The 26,208-nt window shown below is 69.4% G+C and carries 29 protein-coding genes; 19 read left to right on the top strand and 10 right to left on the bottom strand.

The window, feature by feature from the left end; genetic code table 11:
* The first annotated feature begins 11 nt into the window (after window positions 1-11).
* Together PKE75_RS08075 and PKE75_RS08070 are read left to right on the top strand one after the other, a co-directional pair.
* The gene (locus PKE75_RS08075) at window positions 12-1,832 is read left to right on the top strand and encodes an aminopeptidase P family protein (RefSeq protein ID WP_271168200.1); all 1,821 of its coding nucleotides are present in this window, start codon (window positions 12-14) and stop codon (window positions 1,830-1,832) included.
* A 40-nt stretch (window positions 1,833-1,872) separates the two neighbouring features.
* A complete protein-coding gene (locus PKE75_RS08070; protein WP_271168199.1) occupies window positions 1,873-2,253 on the top strand; it encodes a DUF423 domain-containing protein in 381 nt (126 codons plus the stop codon).
* Here the strand turns inward: PKE75_RS08070 and PKE75_RS08065 are convergent.
* A complete protein-coding gene (locus PKE75_RS08065; protein ID WP_271168198.1) occupies window positions 2,234-3,508 on the bottom strand; it encodes an AmpG family muropeptide MFS transporter in 1,275 nt (424 codons plus the stop codon). The genes PKE75_RS08070 and PKE75_RS08065 overlap by 20 nt on opposite strands.
* Before the next feature lie 246 nt (window positions 3,509-3,754).
* Here PKE75_RS08065 and ssuC point away from each other — a divergent pair, with 246 nt between their 5' ends.
* The 10 genes from ssuC (at window position 3,755) to PKE75_RS08015 (ending at window position 12,759) form a co-directional block, all read left to right on the top strand.
* Window positions 3,755-4,522 (top strand): aliphatic sulfonate ABC transporter permease SsuC, encoded by a 768-nt coding sequence (gene ssuC / locus PKE75_RS08060; protein WP_271168197.1) that lies wholly within the window; start codon window positions 3,755-3,757, stop codon window positions 4,520-4,522.
* Window positions 4,523-4,535: 13 nt separating this feature from the next.
* Window positions 4,536-5,375, top strand: coding sequence for an ATP-binding cassette domain-containing protein (locus tag PKE75_RS08055; RefSeq protein WP_271168196.1), 840 nt, complete (start codon window positions 4,536-4,538; stop codon window positions 5,373-5,375).
* Window positions 5,372-5,920: an FMN reductase gene (msuE, locus tag PKE75_RS08050; protein ID WP_271168195.1), complete on the top strand. Its 549-nt coding sequence runs from the start codon at window positions 5,372-5,374 to the stop codon at window positions 5,918-5,920. Before PKE75_RS08055 ends, msuE begins: the two co-directional genes overlap by 4 nt.
* A gap of 50 nt (window positions 5,921-5,970) precedes the next feature.
* On the top strand, window positions 5,971-6,927 hold the full coding sequence (locus tag PKE75_RS08045) for a sulfonate ABC transporter substrate-binding protein (protein ID WP_271168194.1): 957 nt from the start codon (window positions 5,971-5,973) through the stop codon (window positions 6,925-6,927).
* Window positions 6,924-8,102: an FMNH2-dependent alkanesulfonate monooxygenase gene (gene ssuD / locus PKE75_RS08040; protein ID WP_271168193.1), complete on the top strand. Its 1,179-nt coding sequence runs from the start codon at window positions 6,924-6,926 to the stop codon at window positions 8,100-8,102. Before PKE75_RS08045 ends, ssuD begins: the two co-directional genes overlap by 4 nt.
* A complete protein-coding gene (locus tag PKE75_RS08035; protein ID WP_271168192.1) occupies window positions 8,099-9,541 on the top strand; it encodes an FAD/NAD(P)-binding protein in 1,443 nt (480 codons plus the stop codon). The genes ssuD and PKE75_RS08035 overlap by 4 nt, the downstream gene beginning before the upstream one ends.
* A 203-nt stretch (window positions 9,542-9,744) precedes the next feature.
* A complete protein-coding gene (locus tag PKE75_RS08030; RefSeq protein ID WP_309298806.1) occupies window positions 9,745-10,710 on the top strand; it encodes an MBL fold metallo-hydrolase in 966 nt (321 codons plus the stop codon).
* 96 nt (window positions 10,711-10,806) lie between these two features.
* Window positions 10,807-11,583 (top strand): NAD kinase, encoded by a 777-nt coding sequence (locus PKE75_RS08025; RefSeq protein WP_271168190.1) that lies wholly within the window; start codon window positions 10,807-10,809, stop codon window positions 11,581-11,583.
* Window positions 11,584-11,647: 64 nt separating this feature from the next.
* The gene (locus PKE75_RS08020) at window positions 11,648-12,193 is read left to right on the top strand and encodes a response regulator (RefSeq protein WP_271168189.1); all 546 of its coding nucleotides are present in this window, start codon (window positions 11,648-11,650) and stop codon (window positions 12,191-12,193) included.
* 11 nt (window positions 12,194-12,204) lie between these two features.
* Window positions 12,205-12,759, top strand: coding sequence for an Hpt domain-containing protein (locus tag PKE75_RS08015; RefSeq protein WP_271168188.1), 555 nt, complete (start codon window positions 12,205-12,207; stop codon window positions 12,757-12,759).
* A gap of 33 nt (window positions 12,760-12,792) precedes the next feature.
* On the opposite strand, the gene PKE75_RS08010 is transcribed toward PKE75_RS08015, so the two are convergent.
* Window positions 12,793-13,938 carry a DUF2336 domain-containing protein gene (locus PKE75_RS08010; protein WP_271168187.1) on the bottom strand — a complete coding sequence of 382 codons (1,146 nt, stop codon included), beginning with the start codon at window positions 13,936-13,938 and terminating at the stop codon, window positions 12,793-12,795.
* Window positions 13,935-14,342 (bottom strand): hypothetical protein, encoded by a 408-nt coding sequence (locus tag PKE75_RS08005; protein ID WP_271168186.1) that lies wholly within the window; start codon window positions 14,340-14,342, stop codon window positions 13,935-13,937. Before PKE75_RS08005 ends, PKE75_RS08010 begins: the two co-directional genes overlap by 4 nt.
* Before the next feature lie 127 nt (window positions 14,343-14,469).
* Here PKE75_RS08005 and PKE75_RS08000 point away from each other — a divergent pair, with 127 nt between their 5' ends.
* Window positions 14,470-15,192: an aldolase/citrate lyase family protein gene (locus tag PKE75_RS08000; protein ID WP_271168185.1), complete on the top strand. Its 723-nt coding sequence runs from the start codon at window positions 14,470-14,472 to the stop codon at window positions 15,190-15,192.
* Window positions 15,193-15,198: 6 nt separating this feature from the next.
* On the opposite strand, the gene PKE75_RS07995 is transcribed toward PKE75_RS08000, so the two are convergent.
* Window positions 15,199-15,801, bottom strand: coding sequence for a flavin reductase family protein (locus tag PKE75_RS07995; RefSeq protein ID WP_271168184.1), 603 nt, complete (start codon window positions 15,799-15,801; stop codon window positions 15,199-15,201).
* Between the two features lies 1 nt (window position 15,802).
* Complete coding sequence (locus PKE75_RS07990) at window positions 15,803-16,372, bottom strand: nitroreductase family protein (protein WP_271168183.1); 570 nt, start codon at window positions 16,370-16,372, stop codon at window positions 15,803-15,805.
* 263 nt (window positions 16,373-16,635) lie between these two features.
* On the opposite strand from PKE75_RS07990, the gene PKE75_RS07985 reads away from it, so the two are divergent.
* The gene (locus PKE75_RS07985; protein WP_271168182.1) at window positions 16,636-17,832 is read left to right on the top strand and encodes a hypothetical protein; all 1,197 of its coding nucleotides are present in this window, start codon (window positions 16,636-16,638) and stop codon (window positions 17,830-17,832) included.
* 15 nt (window positions 17,833-17,847) lie between these two features.
* Here the strand turns inward: PKE75_RS07985 and hisI are convergent, their stop codons facing one another.
* Both hisI and folE read right to left on the bottom strand, forming a co-directional pair.
* Window positions 17,848-18,300, bottom strand: a complete 453-nt coding sequence (gene hisI, locus PKE75_RS07980; protein WP_271168181.1) for a phosphoribosyl-AMP cyclohydrolase — start codon at window positions 18,298-18,300, stop codon at window positions 17,848-17,850.
* A 54-nt stretch (window positions 18,301-18,354) separates the two neighbouring features.
* Window positions 18,355-19,005 carry a GTP cyclohydrolase I FolE gene (gene folE / locus PKE75_RS07975; protein ID WP_271168180.1) on the bottom strand — a complete coding sequence of 217 codons (651 nt, stop codon included), beginning with the start codon at window positions 19,003-19,005 and terminating at the stop codon, window positions 18,355-18,357.
* A 201-nt stretch (window positions 19,006-19,206) separates the two neighbouring features.
* Here folE and PKE75_RS07970 point away from each other — a divergent pair, with 201 nt between their 5' ends.
* Window positions 19,207-19,647, top strand: a complete 441-nt coding sequence (locus PKE75_RS07970) for an iron-sulfur cluster assembly scaffold protein (protein WP_271168534.1) — start codon at window positions 19,207-19,209, stop codon at window positions 19,645-19,647.
* Between the two features lie 4 nt (window positions 19,648-19,651).
* Here PKE75_RS07970 and PKE75_RS07965 read toward each other — a convergent pair whose 3' ends face one another.
* Window positions 19,652-20,365 (bottom strand): acid phosphatase, encoded by a 714-nt coding sequence (locus PKE75_RS07965; RefSeq protein WP_271168179.1) that lies wholly within the window; start codon window positions 20,363-20,365, stop codon window positions 19,652-19,654.
* A 51-nt stretch (window positions 20,366-20,416) separates the two neighbouring features.
* Here PKE75_RS07965 and yidD point away from each other — a divergent pair, with 51 nt between their 5' ends.
* Both yidD and thrS read left to right on the top strand, forming a co-directional pair.
* Complete coding sequence (yidD, locus tag PKE75_RS07960; RefSeq protein WP_428979120.1) at window positions 20,417-20,788, top strand: membrane protein insertion efficiency factor YidD; 372 nt, start codon at window positions 20,417-20,419, stop codon at window positions 20,786-20,788.
* A 45-nt stretch (window positions 20,789-20,833) separates the two neighbouring features.
* Complete coding sequence (gene thrS / locus PKE75_RS07955; protein ID WP_271168178.1) at window positions 20,834-22,846, top strand: threonine--tRNA ligase; 2,013 nt, start codon at window positions 20,834-20,836, stop codon at window positions 22,844-22,846.
* A 132-nt stretch (window positions 22,847-22,978) separates the two neighbouring features.
* Here the strand turns inward: thrS and PKE75_RS07950 are convergent, their stop codons facing one another.
* Window positions 22,979-23,410: a CBS domain-containing protein gene (locus PKE75_RS07950; RefSeq protein ID WP_271168177.1), complete on the bottom strand. Its 432-nt coding sequence runs from the start codon at window positions 23,408-23,410 to the stop codon at window positions 22,979-22,981.
* An 85-nt stretch (window positions 23,411-23,495) separates the two neighbouring features.
* A complete protein-coding gene (locus PKE75_RS07945; RefSeq protein ID WP_271168176.1) occupies window positions 23,496-24,305 on the bottom strand; it encodes a rhomboid family intramembrane serine protease in 810 nt (269 codons plus the stop codon).
* A 213-nt stretch (window positions 24,306-24,518) separates the two neighbouring features.
* On the opposite strand from PKE75_RS07945, the gene PKE75_RS07940 reads away from it, so the two are divergent.
* Window positions 24,519-25,136, top strand: coding sequence for a PAS domain-containing protein (locus PKE75_RS07940; RefSeq protein WP_271168175.1), 618 nt, complete (start codon window positions 24,519-24,521; stop codon window positions 25,134-25,136).
* A gap of 103 nt (window positions 25,137-25,239) precedes the next feature.
* Window positions 25,240-25,836 carry a PilZ domain-containing protein gene (locus PKE75_RS07935; protein ID WP_271168174.1) on the top strand — a complete coding sequence of 199 codons (597 nt, stop codon included), beginning with the start codon at window positions 25,240-25,242 and terminating at the stop codon, window positions 25,834-25,836.
* Window positions 25,837-26,208: the final 372 nt, after the last annotated feature.

Genomic DNA, 26,208 nt, shown 5'->3' with positions numbered 1-26,208 from the left:
GGATCGTCCTGATGTTCGAAGCCCGTTACCAGTCGTTCGACGAGACCGCCGATCCGAGCCAGGGCGTCCCTCGGCTGGCGGCGCTCCGCGCCGCGCTTTCCGAAAAAGGCCTCGACGGCTTCCTGCTGCCGCGGGCGGACGAGCATCAGAACGAATATCTGCCGCCTTCCGCCGAGCGGCTGGCGTGGCTGACCGGCTTCACCGGCTCTTTCGGCTTCGTGATCGTCCTGCCGCAGAAGGCGGCGCTGTTCGTCGATGGCCGCTACACCGTGCAGGCCCGCGCGCAGGTCGATCCCGCCGCGTTCGCGGCCGTCAACGTCGCGGACTCGTCGCCCGCCGACTGGCTGAGGGACAACGCCGCGTCGGGCCAGCGCATCGGGTACGACCCGACGCTGCACACCCTCGACGGCTTCGAGCGCTTCGAGAAGGCGGCGAAGGCCGCGGGCGTCGAACTGATCCCGCTCGACGCCAACCCGGTCGACGCTCTCTGGGCCGACCGCCCGGCCCCGCCGCTGTCGGCGGTCTCGCTGCACGACGAATCCTTCGCCGGAGAAGGCGTCGCGGCCAAGCTCGGCCGCATTCAGGCCGAGCTCGCCAAGGCGCGCGCCGACGCGCTGCTCGTGACCGACGCGCACTGCCTCGCCTGGGCGTTCAACATCAGGGGAAGCGACGTCGCGCACACCCCGCTACCGCTCGGCTTCGCCGTCATCCCCGCCAAGGGGCGTCCGAGCGTCTTCCTCGACGGCCGCAAGCTCTCGAACGCCGTGCGCGACGCGCTGTCGGAGGCGTCGGAAATCGCGGAGCCCTCCGCCCTCGCCGACGCGCTGCAGACGCTCGGCGCCGAGCAGGCGACGGTGCGGCTCGACCCCGCCGGTTCGGCCGTCGCCTTCGCGCGGACCCTCGAAAAAGCCGGCGCGCTGCTTCAACGCGGGGCGGACCCGATCGCGAAGCTCAAGGCCGTGAAGAACGTCGCCGAAATCGCGGGCGCCCGCGCCGCTCAGCTTCGCGACGCCGCCGCTCTCTGCCGCTTTCTCGCCTGGCTCGACGCAGAAGCGCCGAAGGGCGCGCTCGACGAGATCGGAGCGGCGGAAGCGCTCGAGACCTTCCGACGCGAGACCGGCAAGCTCAAGGACGTCTCGTTCGCGTCGATCTCGGCCGCCGGTCCCAACGCCGCCCTGCCGCACTACCGCGTGACCCGCGCGACCAACATCAAGCTGACGCCTGGCTTCTACCTCATCGATTCCGGGGCGCAGTACGAGGACGGCACGACCGACGTCACCCGCACCGTGGTGATCGGCGCCGCGACTGACGAGATGCGCGACCGCTTCACCCGCGTGCTGAAAGGCCACATCGCGATCTCGACGGCCGTGTTCCCGAAGGGCGTCAGCGGCGCGCAGATCGACGGCTTCGCGCGTCGGCCGCTGTGGGAGGCCGGGCTCGACTTCGACCATGGCACGGGCCACGGCGTCGGCTCCTACCTCTCGGTTCACGAGGGCCCGCAGCGCATCTCGAAGCTCGGCACGACTCCGCTCGAGCCCGGAATGATCCTCTCGAACGAGCCCGGCTATTACCGCGAAGGCCATTACGGCATCCGCATCGAGACGCTGGTGCTGGTCGAACGCCGAGCGATTCCCGGCGCCGAACGGGAGATGTACGGCTTCGAGACGCTGACGCTCGCTCCGATCGACAAGCGCGGGATCGAGCCGGCGCTCCTCGACCGCCAAGAGCGCGCCTGGCTCGACCGCTACCACGCGCGTGTTCTCGCGGAGGTCGGGCCGCTGGTCGACGAAGCGACGCGGATTTGGCTGGAATCGGCCTGCGCGCCGCTTTGAGCGCCTGGACGACCCGCACGCACGGCCTCAGGATCCCGCCATGCCCCGCTCCGCTCTCATCCTCATCGCCGTCGCCGGCGTCTACGGCGCCCTAGGCGTCGCGGCCGCCGCGGCCGGCGCGCACATGTCCGGCGATCCGCGTCTGGCGACGGTCGCGACCTTTCTCATGCTCCACGCCGCCGCCCTGCCCGCGGTCGTTGCGGCGAGCGCAGCGCTCGGCCTCAGCTGGCTCGCTCTGGCGCCCGCATGGGGGCTGGCGCTCGGAACGCTGCTGTTCTGCGGCGACCTGCTGGTGCGGGTGATCCATGGGTCGAGCCCGCTGCCGATCGCGGCGCCGACCGGCGGCGCGATCCTGATCCTCAGCTGGCTCGCGCTGACGGTCGGGGCGGTGGCGGGCGCGATCAGGCGCCGGGCGGTCTAGGCTCCCTGGCCTCCTTCACCATCAGGCAGAGCAGCAGCGCGGGAACGCCCGACAGGAAGGTCAGAACGAAATAGGTCCCGAAGCCGAAGGTCTCGACCGCCTTGCCCGAGGCGCCGCCGACGAGGTGGCCCGGCAGCGCGTAGATCGAGCTCAGCACCGCATAGCGCGTCGCGGAGAATCCGGACGACGCGAGCTTCGACATGAAGGCGATCAGCACGGTGCCCGCGATCCCCGAGGCGACGTTGTCGAACGAGATCGCTGCGATCAGCATCGGAATGCTGTGGCCGACCGCCGAAAGCGCGGAGAAGAACAGGTTGGTGGCGGACGACGCCACGATGCCGACGATCAGCGTCGTGCGCATCGAATAGCGCTTCAGCATGAAGCCGCCGACGAAGAAGCCGACGATCGTCAGCAGCACGCCGAACACCTTTGTGACGCTGGCGATTTCCGCCTTTGTGAAGCCGGCGTCGACATAGAGCGCGGACGCCATCGCGCCGGCCAGCAGGTCAGGGGCGCGGTAGCAGGCGATCAGTGCGAGAACTGCGATCGGGACGGTCTTCAAGAGATCCTTCAGATCGCGCAGCGGCGCGGCGAGGACCGGTCCCTCCGCGCGGGCCACCGGCTTCTCGACCGAAGGGATCAGCGACACCGTCAGCGCCGCGACCGCGATCATGATCGCAGCCATCGAAAGATAGGCCGTCGACCAGCCGAAGCCTTCGGCCAGCAGCAACGCCCCGGCGCCCGAGGTCAGCACCGCAAGGCGATAGCCGAGCTGGTAGCCGGCGGCGAGCAGACCCTGCTCCTCGACCTCGGCGACGTCGATCCGCCAGCCGTCGATCGCCGCATCCTGCACGGCGGAGAACATCGCAGTGGCGAACGCCGCGGCGGCGACGACCCACAGGTTCAGGCCGGGGTCCGTCATCGACATCAGCACGAGCCCGAACGCGACGCCGATCTGCGTGACCGCGATCCACGCCCGGCGGCGGCCGATCAGCCGGCCGATCGGCCCGAGCGCATAGGCGTCGATGAAGGGGGCGATGAGGAATTTCAGGCTGTAGGCGACGCTCGCCCACGACATCAGGCCGATCTCGGTCAGCCCGACGCCGCGCTCGCGCAGCCAGATCGCGAGCGTCGACAGCACCAGCAGGAACGGCAGGCCGGAAGCGTAACCGAGCAGGCCGCTGGCCAGCCGCTTGGCGAGGGTCGAGGCGGGCGGGCGACGATCGGTCGCTTGGGCTTGCGAGTGTTCGGACACCGCGATCCCTGACGTCAGGCCGGCGGACGATCCACGGGCTCCATCCGTCCTTGGCGGATTCGAGCGGCGTTATCCACCCGGGATCGTTTGAAAAGCCGACCCGGGCGCCCACATGCCAATTTCGAATTCAAAGTTGACACGATCTATAGACTGTGTGGAATACGATGACTTCGCCGCGTCCGGGCGCCCCTGAGTTCCCTGACGACGCCACGTCTGGGGGCGGCGAAACCAGATCCAGGAAATGCGATGCGGCTCGATCTCCGGTCTCTCCAGTCCTTCATCATCCCCGTCGGACTGATTCTCGTCTGGCAGGCGCTCGCGACCGCCGGCGAGATCTCGGGAACGGTGCTGCCGGCGCCGACCGCGGTGTTCGCGGCCGGCTGGCGGCTCGCGCTTTCCGGCGAGCTCTGGAGCAACATCGGCGTCAGCGCCTGGCGCGCGGCGATCGGCCTGGCGATCGGCGGCGGCATCGGCTTCACGCTCGGCCTCGCGAACGGCGCGTCCCGACTCTTCGAGCGGCTGACCGACCCGACCCTGCAGATGATCCGCACCATCCCGCACCTGGCGATGATCCCGCTCGTGATCCTGTGGTTCGGCATCGACGAGACCGCCAAGATCTTCCTCGTCGCGCTCGGCGTGTTCTTCCCTGTCTATCTCAACACGCTTCACGGCATCCGCACGGTCGACAGCCAGCTGGTCGAGATGGGTCGGGCCTACGGCATGTCGAACTGGGCGCTGTTCACCCGGGTGGTTCTGCCGGGCGCCCTGCCCTCGATCTTCGTCGGCCTGCGCTATGCGCTCGGCATCATGTGGCTAACGCTGATCGTCGCCGAGACGATCTCGGCCTCCTCGGGCCTCGGCTACATGGCGATGAACGCCCGCGAATTCATGATGGTCGACGTCGTGGTGCTGTCGATCCTGATCTACGCGCTGCTCGGCAAGCTCGCGGATTCCGCGGCGAAGCTGCTCGAACGCGCGACCCTGTCCTGGCACCCGGCCTATCTCTCCGTCTGAAGGCCCCTCCCCGATGACCGCACGCTCCCTTTCCACCGTCGCTTTCGCGCCCGGCGTCGGCCGGCCGGTCGCGCTGCGACGCGACGCCCCGAACGCCTCGATCACGCTGCGCGGCCTGTCGAAGTCGTTCGGCGACAAGCCGGTGCTCCGCGACATCGACCTGCATGTGCCGGCTGGCCAGTTCCTGGCGATCGTCGGCCGCAGCGGCTGCGGCAAGAGCACGCTGCTCCGCACGATCGTCGGCCTCGAAGGGCCGTCGTCGGGAACGATCCAAGTGGCGGGCGGCCGCTCCGACGCCGGCCGCATCATGTTTCAGGAGCCGCGCCTGCTTCCCTGGGCGCGCATCGTCGACAATGTGCGGGTGGGCGTCCGCAACGGCGGATCGAAAGCCGACGCCCGCAAGGCTGCGCTGGCGGCGCTCGACGAGGTCGGCCTCGCCGACCGCGCCGGCGAGTGGCCCTCCGTCCTCTCCGGCGGGCAGAAGCAGCGCGTCGCGCTCGCCCGGGCGCTGGTCAGCCATCCGCAGGTTCTCGCCCTCGACGAACCGCTCGGCGCGCTCGACGCGCTGACGCGGATCGAAATGCAGACCCTGCTCGAGCGGGTCTGGCGCGAACAGGGCTTCACCGCCGTGCTCGTCACCCACGACGTCTCGGAAGCGCTCGCGCTCGCCGACCGTGTCGTGCTGATCGAGAACGGCGCGATCGCGCTCGACGTCGCGGTGGACCTGCCCCGACCGCGTCGGCGCGGCTCGGTCGAGATCGCGAAGCTCGAGGGCGCCATCCTCGACAAGCTTTTTGGAGACATCGAGCGGCCGACCGACGAGTCGCCGCTCCATCGGGAGGCTGTGGCGTGACCCAGCGCAAGATCGTCGCAATCGCCGGCAGCCTGTCCCGGCCGTCGCGCACCCGTCGCCTCGTCGAAGACGTCGCGCGCCGCATTCAGGCCGCGAGCGCTGCGAGCCTCACCATCATCGACGTCGCGGAACTCGCGCCGGATCTCGGCCGCAGCTATTCGCGTCCGGCCGCCACCGCGGCGCTCGAAGACGCGCTGAAGGCGATCGAGAACGCCGACATCATCGTCGCCGGTTCTCCAATCTACAAAGGCTCCTACACCGGGTTCTTCAAGCATCTGATCGACCTCGTCGACTACCGCTCGCTGGCGGGCGCGCCGGTCGCCCTGCTCGCCACCGGCGGCAGCGACCGGCATGCGCTCGCGGTCGAGCATCAGATGCGGCCGCTGTTCGGCTCCTTCGACGCCCACACGCTGCCGACCGCCGTATTCGTCGTCGACCGCGACATCGCCGACGGCCGCGTGACGGACGAGGCGGTTCAGGCGCGGATCGACCGGCTGGTGCACGAAGCCACCGCCGCCCTCGCCCGGCAGTCGGTCGCAGCCTGAGATTCCAAGATCACCTCACGACCCAGCCACGCGCCGACAGGAACCCCGAGATGACCACCCTCTCCCGCTTCGCCCTCCCCGCGAAGCTGCTCGCCGCAGGCTTGCTGCTCGCCGGCCTGGGCGCGGCGACCGCAAGCGCCGCCGATCGCGAGATCCGGATCGGCTACCAGAAGTCCGGCGCGCTGATCCTGCTCAAGGGGAAAGGCGCCCTCGAAGAGCGACTCAAGCCGCTCGGCGTCAGCGTCAAATGGGCCGAGTTCCAGTTCGGACCGCCCATGCTCGAGGCGCTGAACGCAGGGGCGATCGATTTCGCCACGACCGGCGAGTCGCCGCCCGTTTTCGCGCAGGTCGCCAGCCCGAACTTCGCCTATGTCGCGAACGATCCGCCGTCGTCCAAGAGCGAAGCGCTCCTGGTCCCCGGCAAGAGCGAGATCAAGTCGATCGCCGAACTCAAGGGCAAGACCGTCGCCGTCGCCAAGGGCTCCAACACCCACTATTTCCTCGTGAAGGCGCTCGAAAAGGGCGGCCTCAGCCTCGCCGACGTCAAGCTGGCCTATCTCGCGCCCGCCGATGCGCGCGCCGCGTTCCAGAACGGCTCTGTCGACGCCTGGGCGATATGGGACCCTCATTACGCCGCTGCGGAAGCGGCGGGCGCCCGTACGCTGACGGACGGCGACGGCATCGTGCAGAACTATCAGTTCTTCCTGTCGGACCGTCGCTACGTCGAAAAGAACAGCGATATCATCCGCGCCACCCTCGAGGAGCTCAAGAAGATCGACGATTGGGTGATCGCCGAGCCGAAGGCGGCCGCGGAGGAATTGTCCCCGATCGTCGGCATTCCGGCGCCGCTGCTTGAGAAAGCCATCGCCCGCCAGGGGTTCGGCGTGAAGCCGGTGACGCCGGAAGTCGCCGCGCAGCAGCAGAAGATCGCGGACACCTTCCTCGAGCTCAAGCTGCTGCCGAAACCCATCACGGTTTCCGATGCGATCGTGCAGGTGACCCAATGACCGCGAAGATCCCGGCCGCCGAGCAGGCGAACGTCCTCTGGTTCCTCCCGACCCACGGCGACGGCCGCTATCTCGGCACGACCAAGGGCGGCCGCCTGGTCGATCTTCCTTATCTCGCGCAGGTCGCTCAGGCGGCCGACAGGCTCGGCTATTTCGGCGTGCTGCTGCCGACCGGCCGCTCCTGCGAGGATTCGTGGGTCGTCGCCTCCGCGCTGGTCCCATTGACGGAGCGTCTCCGCTACCTCGTTGCGGTCAGGCCCGGCCTGCAGTCTCCGACGCTGGCGGCCCGCATGACGGCGACGCTCGATCGGATCTCGAACGGCCGGCTGCTGATCAACGTCGTCACCGGCGGCGATCCTGCGGAGAACGCGGCCGACGGCGTCTTCCTGGACCATGACCAGCGCTACGCGGTGACTCGCGAATTCCTTGAGGTCTACCGAGGCCTGCTCGCGGGCGAAACCGTCGACTTCGAAGGCGAGCACCTCCGCATTGAACAAGGCAAGCTGCTGTTCGCGCCTTACCAGGACAACGGGCCGCCGCTCTATTTCGGCGGTTCGTCGGCGGCGGCAAACGACGTCGCGGCGAAGACCATCGACAAGTACCTCACCTGGGGCGAGCCGCCCGCCGCCGTCGCCGAGAAGCTGGGCGTCGTCCGCGCGCTCGCCGAGGCGCAGGGACGCGACGTGTCGTTCGGCATCCGGCTGCATGTCATCGTGCGCGAGACCAATGAGGAGGCCTGGGCCGCCGCCGACCGGCTGATCAGCCATCTCGACGACGAGACCATCGCCGCCGCCCAGAAGGTCTACGCCCGCATGGATTCGGTGGGCCAGCAACGCATGGCTGCGCTCCACGGCGGACGGCGCGACAAGCTCGAGGTCAGCCCGAACCTCTGGGCCGGCGTCGGCCTCGTCCGCGGCGGCGCAGGCACCGCCCTGGTCGGCGATCCCGAGACGGTCGCCGCGCGCATCCGGGAATACATGGCGATCGGGATCGACACCTTCATCCTGTCCGGGTACCCCCATCTCGAGGAGGCCTATCGCTTCGCGGAGCTCGTGTTCCCGCTGCTGCCCCTGTCCACCGCAACCCAGCCGGAGGCGACCAGCGTCAACATGGGACCGTTCGGCGAGACCATCGCGAACACCTCGCGGCCCGCCCTGAGGGTCGCCCAGTCGTGAACGCCGCCGCCGGCCCCTTCCGCGACGGGCGGCGTGACGACGCGCCGACCGTCGCGATCGTCGGGGGCGGATTCACGGGCGCGGCGGTCGCCCATCAGCTCGCCCGGCGCGCGCCGGGCGCGTTCCGCATTGTCGTGATCGAGCCGCGCGAGCGCCTGGGGGCGGGCGTGGCCTATTCGACCCCCAACCCGGCGCACCGCATCAACGTGCCGGCGTCGCGGATGACCTTGATCCAGTCGGACCCCTGTCATTTCGACCGCTGGCTTAAGGCCGACGGCGCGCTGGGCAACGATCCCGAGGCGCTGCTTCCGGATCGCCGCGCGTTTCCCAGCCGATCGGTGTTCGGACGCTACGTGGCCGAGACCATCGAGCCCTATCTGCTGGCGGGACAGATCGAACATCTCTGCGCGCGCGCAAGCGCGATCGGCGGCGACCCGGCCGCCGGATACGACATCGCCCTTTCTGACGGCGGCGCGCTTCGGGCGGACTACGTCGTGCTCGCGGCCAGCCACCCCGCGCCCTCGCTGCTCCCCGCGTTCCGTCCGATTGCGGACGATCCGCGCCTCGTTCAGGACACGCAGCCCCGCGGTTCGCTCGACGGCGTCGCCACGGACGCGCGCGTCCTGATCGTCGGGACCGGGCTCACGATGGCCGACATCGTCGCTTCGCTCGACGCCCGCGGCCACCGGGGACCGATCGTGGCCGTGTCGCGCCGCGGACTGCTCTCGCGCGGACACGCCGAGACGCCAGGCGACGAATACGGCGTCTTCTCCGACCCGCCCAGCAGGACCGCGATTGCGATCCTCCGGCGCATCCGGCGCACGGTCGCCGCCGCCCGAGCGGAGGGGCGGCCCTGGCAGCACGTGCTGGACGCCGTGCGCGCGCAGGGCCACGCGATTTGGGCGAACCTGCCCGAGAGCGAGCGCCGCAAGATCGTCCGCCGGCTCCGCCCGTTCTGGGACGTCCACCGCTTCCGTGTCGCCCCGCAGGTCGAGGCGGTCCTGCGCCGCCGCCGCGAGGAGGGAAGCCTCGAGATCGTGGTCGGCGAACCCGTCTCCTCCGCCGCGTCCGCCGACGGGATTTCCGTCACGCTTCGGCGCCGCGGCGGCGCGACGGAGATTCGAACCTTCGACGCGGTCATGCTCGCCACGGGCCCCGGCCATCGCAGCCTCGTTCACGACGATCCGCTGATCTCCGGTCTCGCGAAGGCCGGCGTCATCGGGCTCGACACGGTGGGCCTCGGCCTCGCCGTCGACCCGCAGAACCGGGCGATCGGCGCCGATGGATCGGCGTCGCCGACCTTCTGGATCGCGGGGCCGCTCGCCCGCGGCTCGGTCGGCGAACTGATGGGCCTGCCCGAGGTCGCGCGGCACGCGGAGGCGGTCGCGGGCGACATCGTGAAGACCGCAGCCTTCGGCTGGGACCACGCCGCCGCGTGATTTCGCCGCCTCCGGGCGGGTGGCGCCCCGGCCTCGCCCGCGCCATAACCGGCTTCCGAGACCGACTCTTCGCCGCGGCGTCACGCAGGATTGAGCCGTATGGCGGGGTAGCGGATTGCCCGCGCCAAGGCGCTGACCTATCCGTCGTGCGCGAGGACGGTTGCGCCGTCCGCGGACGCCGGAGACCGACGAGAATGAACGTCATGTCGAGAAGGACCGTCCTGGCCGCGGCGACCGCGGCGGCGACCGCGGCGTCAGCGCCGGGCGTGGCGAACGCCGCGATCCCTGCGGCCGGCCGCCAGGCCCCTGGCGTCTATCGTTACAAGGTGGGCGCTTTCGAGGTGACGGCGATCACCGACGGCGTCGCCCGCCGGCCGCTCGACGACAGCCTGGTGCGCAACGCGCCGATCGAGCGGGTGCGCGAGGCCCTCGCCGACGCGTTCCTGGCCGAGGACGGCAAGGTGCCGATCTCGTTCACGGCGGTCGTCGTGAACACCGGCGCCCGGCTCATCCTGATCGACGCCGGCACTGGCGGCTTCCTCGCGCCCACCGCAGGGCAGCTCTACGAGAACCTGGCCGCTGCCGGGGTCGACCAGCGCGCGATCGACACCGTGCTGGTGTCGCATTTCCACGCGGACCACATCGGCGGCGTCCGGCTGAAGGACGGGAGCCTCGCCTTTCCCAACGCCGAGGTCGTCGTCCCCGACGCGGAGTGGGCGTTCTGGATGGACGACGGCCAGATGAGCCGCGCGCCGGAGGCGCTGCAACCGGCCTTCAAGATGGCGCGCCGCGTGTTCGGACCGATGACCAAGGAGGTCCGCCGCTTCCAGCGGGACGCCGAGGTCGCCCCCGGGATCGTCGCCATACCGGCCCCCGGCCATACGCCCGGACACACCGCCTTCCGCCTGAGCTCGAACAGCCAGGATCTCATTATCTGGTCGGACACGACCAACCATCCGGCGCTGTTCGTCCGCCATCCCGGCTGGCATGCGGTGTTCGACATCGATCCGGATCTTGCCGAGACCACGCGGCGGCGGATGCTCGACATGGTCGCCGCCGACCAGTCGCTCGTCGCGGGCTATCACTTCCCCTTCCCCGCAGTCGGGCACATCGCCCGCCGCGGCACCGACTACGACTTCGTGCCCGTGATGTGGAACCCGGCGCTCTGACGTCGGCTCGTCGGCCTCCCGCATGGACGTTCCGCCGGTCCGGCGTGTAAAGCACCTCACGCCCTCCCCGGCGTAAGAGAAGGCAGGCTCCGGCGTATGACCGACCGACGTTTCGAACGCATCGCTTTCGTCGCGAGCGCGGCCGAAGACGCCGAAGCCGCGCGCGTCTCGCTCGTGTCGCGCTACGGCGACGCGCCGCTCGCCGACGCGCAGGCGATCGTGGCGCTCGGCGGCGACGGCATGATGCTCCAGACGCTGCACGACGTGATGGGACGCGGCCTGCCGATCTACGGCATGAACCGCGGCTCGGTCGGCTTCCTCATGAACGAATATGCGGAAGACGACCTGCTGGAACGCCTCGAGGCGGCGGAGCGCACCGTGATCCACCCGCTGACGATGCGCGCGCGCGATCGCGAGGGCCGCATCCATGTCGCGAAGGCGATCAACGAAGTCCAGCTCTGGCGCCAGAGCTTCCAGGCGGCGAAGCTCAAGATCGAGGTTGACGGCACGCCGCGGCTGGCCGAGCTGATCTGCGACGGCATCCTGGTCGCCACGCCTACAGGCTCCACCGCCTACAATCTTTCCGCCCATGGCCCCCTGCTGCCGCTCGCAAGCCCGCTGCTTGCGATGACGCCGATCTCGCCGTTCCGCCCCAGGCGCTGGCGCGGCGCCCTGTTGCCGGACCGCGTGGCGGTCGCAATCGAGGTCCTGGAGCCCGAAAAGCGGCCGGTCGCCGCGGTGGCCGACAACACCGAATTCCGCGACGTCAAACGGGTCGAGATCTCGCTCGACCGCAAGACCAGCCTGACCATGCTTCATGACCCCGGCCACGGGCTCGACGAACGGATCCTGTCCGAACAATTCGGCTGGTGACGGGGAGCCGCCTCCACGTCGCAAACGGGGCGTTAAGGACGTTGCCGTAAATCCTGCCTGCAGGATGATGCGCGTCGATTTTACCAAGCTTCGGTTTCTCGTGGTGGACGACAACGCGCATATGCGCCGCATCGTCCGCACGCTGCTTCACGGCTTCGGCGCGCGCGAAGTTTACGAGGCCGGGGACGGCGCAGCCGGGCTCGAACTGTTCGCCACCCATCTGCCGGACATCATCATCGTCGACTGGTCGATGCCGATCTTGGACGGGATCGAATTGACGGGCATGATCCGCCGCCCGGACAGCGCGGTGAACCCGTATGTGCCGATCATCATGCTCACCGGACATTCCGAGAAGAGCAAGGTGATGCGCGCGCGCGACGCCGGCGTGACCGAGTTCCTGTGCAAGCCGATTTCGGCCAAGTCGCTGCATCAGCGGCTGCTGAACTGCGTGCTCAACCCGCGGCCGTTCATCAAGACCCGCGACTATTTCGGACCCGATCGCCGCCGCAACGTGAGCGGCGTCTATGCCGGGGAGGAGCGGCGCCTATCCGACGACGCAATGGTCGTCGACACCGCCCCGTTGCAGCTGCGCGACAGCGCGATCTCCTGAGGGCCGATCCCGTGCAGCAGACGCCTCCCGACGCCTTCAGGCCTGCCGCCGCCGATCCCGTCCCGACGGAGGTGTTCGCCGATCATGTCGTCATCCGCCCGCCCAACGAATTGGGGGCGAAGGCCGCCCGGCCGGCTCAGGTCCGCGACGGCGGCGAACGCGCGGTCGTCGTCCGCGCCGAGCACGCGCTCAAGCTGCTGTCGCAGGAGTTCGACGTCTGGATGGACGTCGAAATGGAGCGCCTGGAGCAGGCGAGGATCGACCTCGCGCAGACCCGGTCGAAGCCCGCGACCGAGGCGCTCTACCGATCAGTCCACGACCTCAGAGGCCAGGCAGCCACGCTCGGCTTCCCGCTGGTGGGCGAGATCGCCGACGGGCTGTGCAGCCTGATGGAGCGGCTGGGCGACCTGCCGCCGCCGCCGACCGTGGTCGATCCTCATGTCGAGGCGATCCGCGCCATGGTGCGGGAACAGGTGCGCAGTCGGGACAATCCTGTCGGCGTCGCGCTCGTCGGCCATCTCGCAGAACTCCGCGAGGCGGTCGCGACGCGCCTCGCGGTGAAATGAGGCCGCCGCTTCGGCGGTCTCCGTCTGCGCCCGTCAGGCCGCCTCGGCGACCGTGAGCCTCGGCTCGGCAAAACTGCGGCGTGCGTCTTCGCGCGCAGCTTCGGCTGCGAAGCGGCGGAGCAGCGCGCGCAGCGGCTCCGCATCGATGTCCGCGCCCTCGCAGGCGCTGAGCGCGCGTTCCACCATGCGCCGCGACAAGGCGAGCCCGCCGGCCGTCGACCCGACGAATCCCACCTCGCGACCAGCCTCCAGAGCGGCGCGAAACACCGGCAGCGCCGAGGGCGGGAAGCCGGCCTGGCGATAGAGCGCCTCGAAGCCCCGTCCCCCGAAATCCCGCACGAAGCCGGCGACCCGCCGGGACGACTGTCCGGAGAGCGCGGCAAGCGCCGCCTCGAACAGCGCGACGTTGCCGCAGAGCAGAGCCCGGAGCGCGAACACCGGCGAAAATTCGCCGCGCTCGGCGAGCGTCAGCACGAAGCCCTGCGCATCGTCGGCGTCCGCCGCGATCGCGAGCGCGCCGCGGTCGCACGCCTCGTCAGCGGTGCGGCGCGCCCGGTCCTGCCCGAGCCAGCCGCATTGCGCGACGAAGGAGGACAACGCCGCCGCGACGGAACGCATCAGGATGAGCCGGAGCTCGACGCCGACGCCGTCATGCGCGAGCAGCGCGTCCCGCACCGCGCCGTCGTCCCCGTGACGGGCGGCGATGCGGGCGGCCGCGGAGCGCGTCATCCGGGCGCCGGAATTCTTGAGAAGCGCCTCGCAGGCGCGAGCGCCGGCGACCTCGGAAATTGCTGCGGCGAGCGGCGCGGAGACTTCGGCGCGGCGGGCGATCGCGATCTGGGCGCGCGGGGCGCTCTGCGCCGCGAGGTCGACGAGTTCGAGGTCGCTCAGCAGCGGCGATCGCAGCAACACCGGCTCGGCCACGTCCGCCGCGTCCTGGGCGAGCGAGAGCACGATCGCGTGGGGCGCTTCGGGCGATGAGGCGAACGCCTCGGCGATCGCACAGCGCACCGAAAGCGCCGGGTCGTCGAGACTTCGGGTCAGCACGTCCGCGACGCCGCTCCGCACCTCGGGCTCGAGATCGCCGTGGAGGTAGGACCGCGCGAGCGCGCCGGCGGCCTCCGCCCTCAGATCGGCGGAAGCGGAGGCGGCCCATTCGAAATAGCGCTGGATGATCATTGGCGGGCGATCCGGAAGGCCCGGAACGGGGCCGGGGACGGGAGCGAAACGGCAGGCTCGAGCAGAGCGGACGCGGTCGGATCGTCGCGCAGCGCGAGCGGTTCGGCGCGGCGCCGCGGATCGGCGACGGCGTATTTGCCGGACGCGGTCCGCGAGACGTCCGCCGCCTCGCCCGCAGGTCCGGGGCTCGGGCCTTCTTCCTTCAGGACCTGCAGCCAGGTCTGATCGATGAACTGGAACAGGCCGCGGGCTGAGGACGTCGGGGCCTGCGCGGCGGCGCTCAGCGACGATTCGCGTTTCGCCGTCTGGAGAAGGTATTCAAGGCCCGCGCCCGTCGCCTGGGCGGCGTGGCTGAGCGCGGCCGTCACGCGCCCGGCGGCGTCCGCCGGAGAGATGAGCTGCATCGATGAACGTCCGTCGGCCAACGTTCTGGCGACGCCACTCGCGGCGCGCGAAGCGGAGCCATCGCCGAAACGATCGGTCCGGTATGGTAAACCGCGCGTTAACGGCGCGGCCGAACGGGGAGAAAGTATGAACACACCGGAGGCTCGGCTGCGCGATCCGAACGGCCCGAGGCCGCGCGCCCCGCTGCTCGTCCAGCCGTTGTCCGAAGCCGCCCTGGACGCCGCTTGGCGCAGCGGAGCCGACGCGGTGATCCTCGACATCGGACAGGCGCGCGAAGTGGCGGACGCCCGCCCCGCGCCGTCCGAACTCGGGATCTATCTCCGGATCGACGGGCTCGTCCCGAGCCTTGCTGGCGACCTAGCGGCCGCCGCCTCCAGCCGCCTCGCGGGCGTCGTGCTCGGCAGGGCCGCGGACGGAGCGGAGGTGCAGAATCTCGCCGCCTCGCTCGCGGTCGTCGAGGCGCGGATCGGACTTGAGGACGGTTCGATCGGAATCGTCGCCGAGATCGCGTCCGGCGCCGGCCTTCTGCGCCTCGCGACGTTCGCGGGCGCCAGCGACCGGCTCCGCGCCGTCTGCTGGGACGCGGACGCCCTTGCGCACGACATCGGCGCGGCCTCCGCCCGCGGCGACGACGGAGACTGGATCGATCCCTGCCGCACGGCCCGCAGCCTGACGCTCGCCGCCGCCGCCGCGGCCGGGCTGCCGGCGATCGACTGTCCGTTCGTCGGCGACGATCAGGAGGCTTTCCGCCGCGAAGCGGAGCAAGCCCGTCGCGACGGCTTCGCCGCGAAGATCGCTGGCGACCCCGGGCAGATCGAGGCCGTTCGCGCGGTCTGGATGCGCGGCTGAGGCGTCTCAGGCGCCCGTCGGCCTCGTCATCCCGAAGGTCTCGAACACCGCGGCGTAATCGCGATAGCCGCAGCGCGCCAGCGCCACGGCCTTCGCGGTGTCGAACATCCCGTCGGTCAGGAACTCCTCATCGATATGGACGCCGACCACCTGCCCCATGACCACGAAGCGGCCCGTCTTCACGCCGTCGATCGTGGTCAGTTCCGTCACGCTCAGCGTACGGCACTCGAGCGCCGCCGGGCTGAGCGCCACGCGCGGCGCTCGCACGAGCCGGCACGGCGCGGGCTCGAGCCCGGCGAAGGCGAACTCGTCCTCGCCTGCGCCGAGCGGCGCGGAACTGGCGTTCATCGCGTCGCGGAGAGCGTAGCTCGCGAAATTGCAGACGAACTCGCCGGTCGCCTGCGCGTTCGCCGCCGAATGCTTCCAGCCCTCGGAGGAGAACATCACCATCGGCGGCTCGCCGCCGACGCCGTTGAAGAAGCTGTAGGGCGCGAGGTTGGCGCGGCCTTCGAGGTCGCGCGTCGATATCCAGCCAATGGGCCGCGGCGCGACGATCGCCTTGAACGGGTCGTGCGGCAGTCCGTGGCCGCGCGCGGTCTCGTAGAACACGTCAGGCGCGCCACCGGGTGACGACGTCGGAGAGCGCCGGGCGCGGCCGGTCCGGCCAGCGCTCGGTCGGGGCGCCGATATGGATGAAGCCCGCGATCCGCTCGCCTGGCTGAAGTCCGAGCGCCTCGAGCGCCCGCTTCTCATACGCCGCCCAGCCGGTCAGCCACTGCGCGCCGTAGCCGAGAGCGGTGGCCGCGATAGAGAGGTTCATGCAGACCGCGCCGGCGGACAGAACCTGCTCCCATTCGGGGATCTTCACATGGGGCGCCGCGCGGCTGACGACCGCGACGACGAGCGCCGACTGCGAGAAGACCTTCGACTGCGCCTGCACCTTCGCCTCGGGCGTCTCGGGGTCTATCTCCTTCATGAGCGCCGCGAGCCTCGCCCCGAGCTCTGCCCGTCCCTCGCCCTCGATCACGATGAAGCGCCAGGGCGCGAGCTTGCCGTGGTCGGGCACGCGGGCGGCGACCGTGAGCATGCGGTCGAGCTCGTCCTGCGACGGCGCGGGCTCGCCCAGCGCGTTGGCGGGGACGGACCGGCGGGCCGCCAGCAGATGGAGGGTCTCGGTCATTGGGTCTCGCTCGTCTCAAGGTTTGCGCGCGTTTCGACACGCGCGACCGAGGCATGAATAAACTGGCGGCGGTCCCGCGGCGACCCGTAAACCCCGCGCGCGCGCCCACAAAAATGCCCGGCCCGGCAGGACATCCCAGCGGGCGGGCGACGGGCGCGCTTCTCTACTGCTCGCGGCGAGGAAGCCGCTCGGAACCCGGGCGGCCTGAAAGCATGCGGTCGACCGGCTTGCCACGAACCGCCGTCGATGGCATCGCTCCGGTCATGGGTCGCTTTCGCCATCTCGCGCGTCTCCTGGCCGCATCGGCGTTCGGCGCTGCGCTCGCCTGGACGCCCTGCGCCGTGACCGCGCAAGGCGCGCCGGGCGTCGGCGGCGGCGGCATGTCGGCGCCGCGATCCGGTCCCGGCGCGCGCGAAGACCGGCGCTCGTTCGGCGGCCAGATCGGCGGCCGGATGAACCTGATCGGGCCGCCGACGACGGAGACTGGCCCGACCTCCGGACTGCCGGCGACCGAGCTCCCGTCAAATTCTATGTTCACCCCCGAACGGCTCGACAGGATCGCGCCTTCGGTGATCGACGGCATCAAGATGCCGAAGCTCGACCCGCGCGGTCCCTTGCGGGCGCCTCGCCCGGCCGACATGCCGGCGGCCCCGGCCCCTGCGCCGATGGAGGCCGCGCTCCCGTCGCCGGCGCTGACCGCGCCGGTCGTGAAGCAGCCGCTGGCGCTCACCGCGACGTTCGGCGAGAACGACGCCAAGGTGCCGGGCGGCGTCAAATGGCGCGTCTTCACCGACCAGCCGGACGCGAATGGCGAGCATCTGCTGGTCGCCGAGTCGAATGACGCCGCGCCGAGGTTCGAGCTCGACCCCGGCAACTACATCGTCCACGCCGTCTATGGACTGGTCAGCGCGGCGAAATTCGTGACGATCTCCCCGACCACACCGAGCGCCCAAAAGCTGGTGCTGAACGCAGGGGGACTGAGGCTCTCGGGCTTCGTCGGCGAGCACACGCCACCGGACCGCGACATCTCCTTCACGCTCTCGCGCGACGAGGGCGGGGTCATGCACGCCGTCGCCGAGAAGGTGAAGCCCGGCGTCCTGCTCCGCCTGCCGGCGGGCTCCTATCACGTCGTCTCGAACTACGGCGACGCCAACGCCACCGTCGAGGTCGACCTCCAGGTGGCGGCCGGCAAGCTCACCAACGCGCAGGTCCACCACAAGGCGGCGCCGGTCACTCTGCGGCTGGTCGACCGGCCGGGCGGCCCCGAACTCGGCGACACCTCGTGGACCATCCTGACGCCCGGCGGCGACGTCATCCGGGATTCGATCGGGGCGCTGCCGAAGATCGTGCTGGCGGAGGGCGACTACACCGCCATCGCCCGCCATGACGGGCGAATGTTCCAGCGCAACTTCGCGGTGAAGACCGGCGTCGAGGAAGCGGTCGAGGTCGAGGCGCGCTAGGCGCCCGCGAGCGCCTCAGCCGGAATAAACGGTCTTGGGGTCGAACAGGCGCTCGTCGTCAACCGGCTCCAGAGATCGGCCAGCTGCATTTTCGCCGGTGGGAACAACGCGGTAGAAGCAGGATCTTCGACCTGTGTGGCAGGCCGCGCCTGTTCCGGCGACGCGCACGGAGAGCCACAGCGCGTCCTGGTCGCAGTCGACGCGCAACTCGAGCACGGTCATCTCGTGGCCGCTGGTCTCGCCCTTGCGCCAAAGCTTGCCGCGCGAGCGCGACCAGAAGTGCGCGACGCCGGTCGCGATCGTGGCCCGGAGCGCCTCAGCGTTCATGTGGGCGAACATCAGCACGCCGCCGCCGTCGGCGTCGGTGACGATCGCCGCGACGAGGCCGTCCCGGTCGAATTTGGGCGTCAGCTGAAGCCCTTCCTCGAGCTCGTCATGGGAGCCGGGAGCTAAGAAGGAGGATGTCATCGGCGATCGCCACGAAGGCCGAGCGCGCGGGCGACCCGGCTCGGCGGCGCCCCGTCAGCGTGGCGGATGGCCGGCGCGGACGAGGCTGATGAAGCGCGCCTGCTCGGCGGGGTCGTCGCGGAACAGGCCGGTGAACTGCGTCGTCACCGTCGAGACGCCGACCTTCTGGATGCCGCGCATCGACATGCACATGTGCTCGCCCTCGAGCATCACGGCGACGCCGCGCGGCTGGAGGTGCTCGTCGATCGCCGCCGTGATCTGCGCGGTCAGCGTCTCCTGCGTCTGCAGGCGCTTGGCGTAGGTGTCCACCACGCGGGCGATCTTCGACAGGCCGACGACGCCGTTCATCGGGAAATAGGCGACGTGCGCCTTGCCGAAGAACGGCACCATGTGGTGCTCGCAATGCGAGAAATACGGAATGTCGCGCAGCACGACCATGTCGTCGTAGCCCTGCACGTCCTCGAACACCCGTTCGAGGTCCTTCGCCGCGTCGTTAGCGTAGCCGCCGAACAGCTCGGCATAGGCCTTGACCACGCGCTTGGGCGTATCGATCAGGCCTTCGCGCGTCGGATTGTCGCCGGCCCATGCGATCAGCGTGCGGACGGCGGCCTCCGCCTCTTCGCGCGTCGGTTTGCGGAAGGTCTGGTGGCCCTTGGGAGCGGGAATGGGCACGCGCGCAAACGGGTGCTGAACGACAGCGTCCATGAGAAACCTCTTCGGGGGATTATCCATCCCTCAACGCCCGGCGACATAAATCAAAGCAACGTTCCCAGGAGGGCTTCCCGCAAGGACATGGCGACCCGCAAGGACATGGCGACGCCGCCGGCGACGCTTATATAATGGACCAGCGGCGGCGAACAATCGATCTTGTCGAGGGAAAGAGCCGCCGACCGGACCAAGCCGATCATGATCGACGACATCTATAACAGAAAGATCCTCGAGCTCGCGGCCGACATCCCGCGGCTCGGCCGCCTGCCCGCGGCGGACGCGAGCGCGACCGCCCATTCCAAGCTCTGCGGCTCGACCGTCACCATCGATCTCGCCTACGACGGCGAGCGTGTGACCGACTTTGCGCACGAGGTTCGCGCCTGCGCGCTCGGGCAGGCGTCCTCCTCGGTGATGGCGCGCACGATCGTCGGGCGGTCGGCGGATGAACTGCGTGGGATCCGCGAGACCATGCGCCGGATGCTGAAGGAAAATGGCGCGCCGCCGGACGGCGCCTGGTCCGATCTGGCCGCGCTCGAGCCGGTGCGCGACTACAAGGCGCGGCACGCCTCGACGATGCTGACGTTCGACGCCGTCGTCGACGCGCTCGACCAGATTGAGGCCAAGCGCGCCGCGGCGTGAGCGGTCACTGCGTCGCGTTGAGCTTCAGCACTGAGCGCAGCTCGGCTTTCGCCGCCTCGAAATCCTTGTGGAAGTCGGGATTTTCGAGCTCCTTCTGGGCGATCAGCGAGCCCGCGACCTTCCCCGCGGCGATGTCGGTCGGGTAGTGCACGCCAGCCACGATCCGGTCGTCGGCGTATTCGTCGGCGCGGGCGAAGATCTCGACGCGCTTCTCGGGGACCATGCCGGCGAGCACGATGGCGTTCAGCCGCGACCATGTCGTGTGGCCGCTCGGATAGGCGGCGTTCTTGGGCAGGGGCAGCAGAGGCTGGATCGACGGCTCGGCGACGGAAGGCCGCGGGCGATTGTAATAGGCCTTCGCGGCTTCGGTCGGCTGGCCGGAATCGAGCTTCACCCTGGCGAAAAAGGCGGTCGTGACCGGCAGCTTCTCGGGCGTGAAATCCGCACCGAGGACGACGCCCGCGAGGCGGAAGACGGTCATCTCGTTGTCGGCCTTGGCCCGTTCGGAAGTCTCGGGCGTACGGGCCTTCTCGTAGGCCTGGACCGCCGCGATGTCGGCCTTGTCGGTCGGCGAGCCGGCGACCGGCGCCGGCGGCAACAGGGCGACGAGGTCGATGTCGGCGCTCTTCACATAGAAGCCGTCCGGCTTCGGGTCGGCATGCGCGGGTCCCGTAAAGACGATCAGCGCGAACGAGCAGGCGGCGATAAAGGCGCGCATGGATTTCACTTCCGAAGATGGCTTTGATCCGCGCATGCTAGAAGCGCTTCGATGACGTTCCGATGGCGCTCCTCGACGGCCGGCCTTCTGCGCGCGCCCGTGGCGACGCTCATGCGCCTCGTCATCCTCGCCTACCGCTATTCGCTCTCCATGCTGATCGGCCGGCGGTGCCGCTATCTGCCGACATGCTCGGAATACGCCGACGAGGCGATCGCGCGGCACGGCGCATGGGCCGGCGGCTGGATCGCAGGCGCGCGCATCTGCCGGTGCCACCCGTGGGGCGGATCGGGCTACGATCCCGTGCCGCGGGAATTGCCATCGAACGCCCGCTGGTCTAGGCCGTGGGCCTATGCGGGCCGGGCGGAAACGCCGGTCTGCGAGGCCGTCCCGGAGGGATCCGACGGCCGCCGGATGAACCCCTGAAGCGCTTACCTGCATTCGTAGGCAGAGAGTGAGCGGAGAGACGCCATGCCCATCCTGACATTCCCTGACGGCGCGCAGAAATCCTATCACGCCGGCACGACCGGCGCCGCGATCGCGGGCGAAATCTCGAAGTCGCTGCTGAAGCGCACCGTGGCCATGGCGCTCGACGGCGTGGTCGTCGACCTCGCCGATCCGATCGAGCGCGACGCCCGCATCGAGTTCCTCGATCGCAACGACCCGCGGGCGCTGGAGCTGATCCGCCACGACTGCGCCCATGTGCTGGCGGAGGCCGTGCAGACGCTGTGGCCGGAGACCCAGGTCACGATCGGCCCGGTGATCGAGAACGGCTTCTATTACGACTTCGCGCGCGAGGAGCCGTTTTCGACGGGCGACATCGCCGCGATCGAGGCCGAGATGCGCCGCATCATCGCGCGCGACAAGCCCTTCACGAAGGACGTCTGGTCCCGCGACCGGGCAAGGGACTGGTTCGCCGCCAAGGGCGAGACCTTCAAGGTCGAGCTGGTCGACGCGATCCCCGCCGACCAGGCGCTCAAGATGTATGCGCAGGGCGAGTGGATGGACCTCTGCCGGGGCCCGCACATGACGTCGACCGGCAAGGTCGGCGACGCGTTCAAGCTGATGAAGGTCGCGGGCGCCTATTGGCGCGGCGACTCGAACAACCCGATGCTCCAGCGCATCTACGGCACTGCCTTCCCCGACCGCGCCGCGCTCGACGCCTATCTCCACATGCTGGAGGAGGCCGAGAAGCGCGACCATCGGCGGCTCGGCCGCGAGATGGACCTGTTCCACTTCCAGGAGGAAGGCCCCGGCGCCGTGTTCTGGCACCCGAAGGGCTGGACGCTGTTCCGCACGCTGATGGACTACTCCCGGCGCCGCACCGCGGGCTCGGGCTTCGTCGAGGTCAACACGCCTCAGATTCTCGACCATTCGCTGTGGCAGACGTCCGGCCACTGGGACTGGTATCGCGAGAACATGTTCGTCACGAAGACCGAGGACGACCGCGTCTTCGCGATCAAGCCGATGAACTGCCCCGGCCACGTCCAGATCTTCAAGCACGGGCTGCGCAGCTACCGCGAGCTGCCGATCCGGATGGGCGAGTTCGGCATTGTCCATCGCTACGAGCCCTCGGGCGCGCTGCACGGCATGATGCGGGTGCGCGCCTTCACGCAGGACGACGCGCACATCTTCTGCACCGACGAGCAGTTCATGGACGAGACGCTCGCCCTCAACGAGCTGATCCTGTCGATGTACGCCGACTTCGGCTTCGACCGCATCGTGCTGAAGCTCTCGACGCGACCGGAGAAGCGCGTCGGCTCCGATGCGTTGTGGGACCGCGCCGAGCAGGTGATGGGCGACGCGCTGAAGGAGATTGCGCGCCTGCACGGCGACCGGGTGACCACCGAGGTCAATCCCGGCGAAGGCGCCTTCTACGGCCCGAAGTTCGAATATGTGCTGCGCGACGCCATCGGCCGCGACTGGCAATGCGGCACGATCCAGGTGGACTTCAACCTGCCGGAGCGGTTCGGCGCGTTCTACATCGGCGCCGACAGCGACAAGCACCATCCCGTGATGATCCACCGTGCGATCTTCGGGTCGCTCGAGCGTTTCACCGGCATCCTGATCGAGCATTTCGCCGGCCACTTCCCGCTGTGGCTCGCGCCCGTGCAGGTCGTGGTGACGACGATCACGTCGGAGGCCGACGACTACGCCGCCGAAGTCGCCGCCGAGCTCAGGGCGGCGGGCCTGCGGGTCGATCTCGACGTCCGGAACGAGAAGATCAACTACAAGGTCCGCGAGCACTCGCTGGCCAAGGTTCCGGCCCTGGTCGTGGTCGGCCGGAAGGAGGCCGAGACGCGCTCGGTCTCGGTCCGCCGTCTCGGCTCGCAGAACCAGACGCCGATGTCGCTCGACGCCTGCCTCGCCTCGCTGGTCGACGAGGCGACCCCGCCCGACCTCAAGCGGGCGCGGGCCGTCACGCCCCACAAGCCGATGGAAGGCCGCCTGCCGGACAATGCGGCGGAACTGCTGGATCTGTAATTCCGCGCGGCGCCGGCCAAGGCTTGGCGCCGCCTGGTCTCAGCGTTCCAGGCGAATGCTGAAGCCGCCGGCGCGCAGAGCTGTCGACGCGGCGTCCGCTTCGGGTAAGACGCCGCCCACGCGTCCGCTCCCTCACGCCGTCGCGATGTAGTCCCGCATCGCGGAGGCTTCCGCCTCGATCAGCTCCATCCGGCATTTCACGACGTCGCCGATCGACACCATGCCGGCGAGCCGGACGCCGTCCATGATCGGGACGTGGCGGAACTTGCCGTTGGTCATGCGGTCCATGATCTCGTCGACCGTCTCCTCGAAGCCCGCCGTCACCACGTCGCGGGTCATGAAGTCGGCGACCGGCCGATCGAGCGCCGAGGGGCCGTGCGCCGCGAGCGCCCGGACCACGTCACGCTCGGTCATGATGCCCGCGAGGCCGCCCTCCCCGTCGTCGATTACGACGGCGCCGATGCTCTTCCGCGCCAGCACGTCGACCAGCTCGGTCACCGTGGCGCTTGGCGCGGCCGTGACGACAGCGTGGCCCTTGGCCTCGAGAATTGCGCGAACTCTCATCTCGTCCTCCCTTCGACGTGCTCTCGTCGTCGGGCCGGACGGACCTCCGATCAACAGGCGCCGACGTGCGGCGCTCGTGACGATCTCAGCTGGGGTCTCCGGCCCTCGTGTCGCCATCATGCGGGGGCTGCGGCGAGCCCTGCAACCCCTCCTCCTGGAGGGGGGCTGCAGGGCTGCTCCGCCGGGCGGCCGGGTCGATCAGCGGGAACAGCAGCATGCCGGCGAGGAAGCCGCCGATATGCGCCTCCCAGGCGACGTTGGCGTCGCCCTGGCCGATCGCGATCCCGCCGAGGCCGAACAGCGCGTTCGCGCCGAACCAGACGAACAGAAAGGCCAGGACCTGAGGGCGACGGAGCGTGACCCTGAGGGGCTCAGCCGGCACGGAGAACGCCTCGCGGCCGTGACGGCGAAACGCGCCGAGCGGCCCGCCGGTCTCGAACATGAAACGCATCGCCGCCGCCATATGGCCGGAGATCGCGGCCGACGCGCCGACCACCGGGACCGCTTCGCCAGGGTGCAGAGCGAGATGCGTGGCGGCCCCCGCCGCGGCGGTCACGACCGAAAACAAGGCGAAACGCCAGGGCCCGACACGCCATGCGAGCGCGCTTCCGAAGGCGAGCAGCCAAACGCTGTTGACAGCGAGATGAGTCAGGTTGCCGTGCAGGAAAGCGTAGGTCACAAAGGTCCAGACTTTAGCGCCCTCCCCTCCCAGCAGCTCGTCGGCATAGGCGAAGTCTGGGTCGTAGCGTCCGGGGATGAAGGCGAAGCGCAGCAGGATCCGCACGTCCTGCTCGTCGCTCAGAAACATGCGTGCGACGTGGACCGCGGCGAACGCGGCCAGGGTCGCGATGATGATGCGTGGCGCATTGAAGGCCGGTTCGCGGGAGGATCGCACGTGCCTTCGGACCAATCGTTTCGTGGGGTTTCGCCCACCTGGGAGACAGGAAACCGAGTGCTCGCGGAAAGTTCGGGCGAATGCAAGGCGGCGTGCTGGAGGAGCCGTGGCACGGCTCGTGCTGAATAACTGGTTAATCGCCATTCGGCGGCCGGGTCCGTGCCATACCGGCACATCCGGCGGCCCAAACGGATGCCAAGGAACGTCAAGAGTATGAAATCCGCCGCCACCAAGGAGCTGTTCGGCTACTGGAACCGCATCCGCGGCGCCCGCGCGGCGCCCGAGCGATCCGACGTCGACCCCGGCCAGATCCGGTCGATCCTGAGCGACACCTTCATCCTCGAGGCGGACGCGACGAGCGGATTCCCGTTCCGGCTCGCTGGCTCCCGGATCTGCGCCATAACGGGGCACGAGATGAAGGGCGAGCAGTTCCTCGGCCTGTGGAGCGGCCCGGACCGGGCGACGCTGCTCGGCGCGCTTTCAACGGTCTCGGACGACGCCGCCGTCGCCGTGGTCGGAGCGCAAGGGTCGACCGATCTCAACCGCAAGATCGATCTCGAGCTCGCGCTGTTGCCGCTGCGGCACCGCGGGCGCACGCATTCCCGCGTGCTCGGCTCCGTGGCTCCCGTCGAGACGCCGTACTGGCTCGGCGCCTGCGCGGTGACCCGGTTCGAGCTGACGTCGCTGCGGATGATATGGCCAAGCGGACGCCGGAAGCCTCTTGCGAGCTCGCATGACGACGACCTGGAGCCTGCTCTGCCCGAGCCGAGCGCGATCGCGGGTCTTGGCCGGCGCATCGGCCGCTTCCTGGTGTTCGACGGCGGCAGATGATCGCACGTAACAGAGTTACGACGCGTTAACCCCGCTGGTCTAGCGTCGCTCTGGCGTCCGGTATCGGGCGAACACAGGCGTCGCGCCCACGGGAACAACCCCGATGTTTTCGCTCAAGATCCCGATGTCGGACGAGCGCCGCCGGCATCAGCGGGTGAAGGTCGCGCTGCTTGGCCGGTACATGCTGTCGTCGCGGCGCGAATACCCCTGCCAGTCGCTCGACATGTCGCCCGGCGGCCTCGCTCTGATCGCCCCCGTTCCCGCGCAGCAGGGCGAGCGCGTCGTGGTCTATCTCGACCACATCGGCCGCGTCGAGGGCGTGATGGTGCGCCCGATCGCAAACGGCTTCGCGATGACCGTCGGCGCAACGATCCGCAAGCGCGACAAGTTCGCAGCCCAGCTCACCTGGCTCGCCAACCGCAACATCCTCGGCCTTCCGGAAGACCGCCGCCACGAACGCGTCCCGCCGCGCAACGCGCGCTCCATGCTGATCACCGAAGACGGCGTCGAGCACGAGTGCCGCGTCATCGACGTCTCGCTCTCCGGCGCGGCGGTGACCATCGCGCTGGACCTGCCGATCGGGACCCCCGTCACCCTCGGCCGCACCGCGGCCCGCGTCGTCCGCCACTTCGAGCGCGGCCTCGCCGTCGAGTTCACCCGCACCCAGAACATGGACGCGCTGAACGAACAGTTCGGCTGAACCGAGCGTCCACGGCCCGATCTCGCAGCGCCGCCCCCAGGGCGGCGTTTTTCGTTTGCGGCGCCCCCGTACGATCCGGCTTCGCCGTCATCGGCCACGTCTCAGTCCGCGCCGTCTGAATGACCATTCAGGATCATGGTTTACCGCGCGTAATCGACCCCCCGGAAAAGCCGTGGCCGTTAACTTTTAAGCCACCAAGTCGATCCCTCATCTTCTTGAGCTCTCCTGTCTTGGTAAACAAATCTACGTATCAATCTCTAAACAACCTCTTTCGCATTCGTTGCTAAATTCCAAATGATCTCGATAAAACAGAGGCTGTCGACTTATCCGGACAGCAAAAGGAATGTGAGAATTTGCATCCCGGGACAGGAC

The sequence above is a fragment of the Hansschlegelia plantiphila genome (assembly GCF_027922265.1).
Classification (GTDB): domain Bacteria; phylum Pseudomonadota; class Alphaproteobacteria; order Rhizobiales; family Methylopilaceae; genus Methylopila; species Methylopila plantiphila.
This window is presented reverse-complemented; position numbering and strand designations above follow the sequence as displayed.

Excerpts from the sequence above, each read along its gene's own strand:
- PKE75_RS08020 (WP_271168189.1), top strand. The coding sequence starts at position 11,648 with ATGATGCGCGTCGATTTTACCAAGCTTCGGTTTCTCGTGGTGGACGAC.
- thrS (WP_271168178.1), top strand. The coding sequence starts at position 20,834 with ATGCCCATCCTGACATTCCCTGACGGCGCGCAGAAATCCTATCACGCC.
- PKE75_RS08000 (WP_271168185.1), top strand. The coding sequence starts at position 14,470 with ATGAACACACCGGAGGCTCGGCTGCGCGATCCGAACGGCCCGAGGCCG.
- folE (WP_271168180.1), bottom strand. The coding sequence starts at position 19,005 with ATGGACGCTGTCGTTCAGCACCCGTTTGCGCGCGTGCCCATTCCCGCT.
- PKE75_RS07940 (WP_271168175.1), top strand. The coding sequence starts at position 24,519 with ATGAAATCCGCCGCCACCAAGGAGCTGTTCGGCTACTGGAACCGCATC.
- PKE75_RS07935 (WP_271168174.1), top strand. The coding sequence starts at position 25,240 with ATGTTTTCGCTCAAGATCCCGATGTCGGACGAGCGCCGCCGGCATCAG.
- PKE75_RS08030 (WP_309298806.1), top strand. The coding sequence starts at position 9,745 with ATGTCGAGAAGGACCGTCCTGGCCGCGGCGACCGCGGCGGCGACCGCG.
- PKE75_RS07990 (WP_271168183.1), bottom strand. The coding sequence starts at position 16,372 with ATGACCGAGACCCTCCATCTGCTGGCGGCCCGCCGGTCCGTCCCCGCC.
- ssuD (WP_271168193.1), top strand. The coding sequence starts at position 6,924 with ATGACCGCGAAGATCCCGGCCGCCGAGCAGGCGAACGTCCTCTGGTTC.
- hisI (WP_271168181.1), bottom strand. The coding sequence starts at position 18,300 with ATGACATCCTCCTTCTTAGCTCCCGGCTCCCATGACGAGCTCGAGGAA.
- PKE75_RS07950 (WP_271168177.1), bottom strand. The coding sequence starts at position 23,410 with ATGAGAGTTCGCGCAATTCTCGAGGCCAAGGGCCACGCTGTCGTCACG.
- yidD (WP_428979120.1), top strand. The coding sequence starts at position 20,417 with ATGACGTTCCGATGGCGCTCCTCGACGGCCGGCCTTCTGCGCGCGCCC.
- PKE75_RS08005 (WP_271168186.1), bottom strand. The coding sequence starts at position 14,342 with ATGCAGCTCATCTCTCCGGCGGACGCCGCCGGGCGCGTGACGGCCGCG.
- PKE75_RS08055 (WP_271168196.1), top strand. The coding sequence starts at position 4,536 with ATGACCGCACGCTCCCTTTCCACCGTCGCTTTCGCGCCCGGCGTCGGC.
- PKE75_RS08010 (WP_271168187.1), bottom strand. The coding sequence starts at position 13,938 with ATGATCATCCAGCGCTATTTCGAATGGGCCGCCTCCGCTTCCGCCGAT.
- PKE75_RS08045 (WP_271168194.1), top strand. The coding sequence starts at position 5,971 with ATGACCACCCTCTCCCGCTTCGCCCTCCCCGCGAAGCTGCTCGCCGCA.
- PKE75_RS08070 (WP_271168199.1), top strand. The coding sequence starts at position 1,873 with ATGCCCCGCTCCGCTCTCATCCTCATCGCCGTCGCCGGCGTCTACGGC.
- PKE75_RS07965 (WP_271168179.1), bottom strand. The coding sequence starts at position 20,365 with ATGCGCGCCTTTATCGCCGCCTGCTCGTTCGCGCTGATCGTCTTTACG.
- PKE75_RS07985 (WP_271168182.1), top strand. The coding sequence starts at position 16,636 with ATGGGTCGCTTTCGCCATCTCGCGCGTCTCCTGGCCGCATCGGCGTTC.
- PKE75_RS08075 (WP_271168200.1), top strand. The coding sequence starts at position 12 with ATGTTCGAAGCCCGTTACCAGTCGTTCGACGAGACCGCCGATCCGAGC.
- PKE75_RS07970 (WP_271168534.1), top strand. The coding sequence starts at position 19,207 with ATGATCGACGACATCTATAACAGAAAGATCCTCGAGCTCGCGGCCGAC.
- ssuC (WP_271168197.1), top strand. The coding sequence starts at position 3,755 with ATGCGGCTCGATCTCCGGTCTCTCCAGTCCTTCATCATCCCCGTCGGA.
- PKE75_RS08025 (WP_271168190.1), top strand. The coding sequence starts at position 10,807 with ATGACCGACCGACGTTTCGAACGCATCGCTTTCGTCGCGAGCGCGGCC.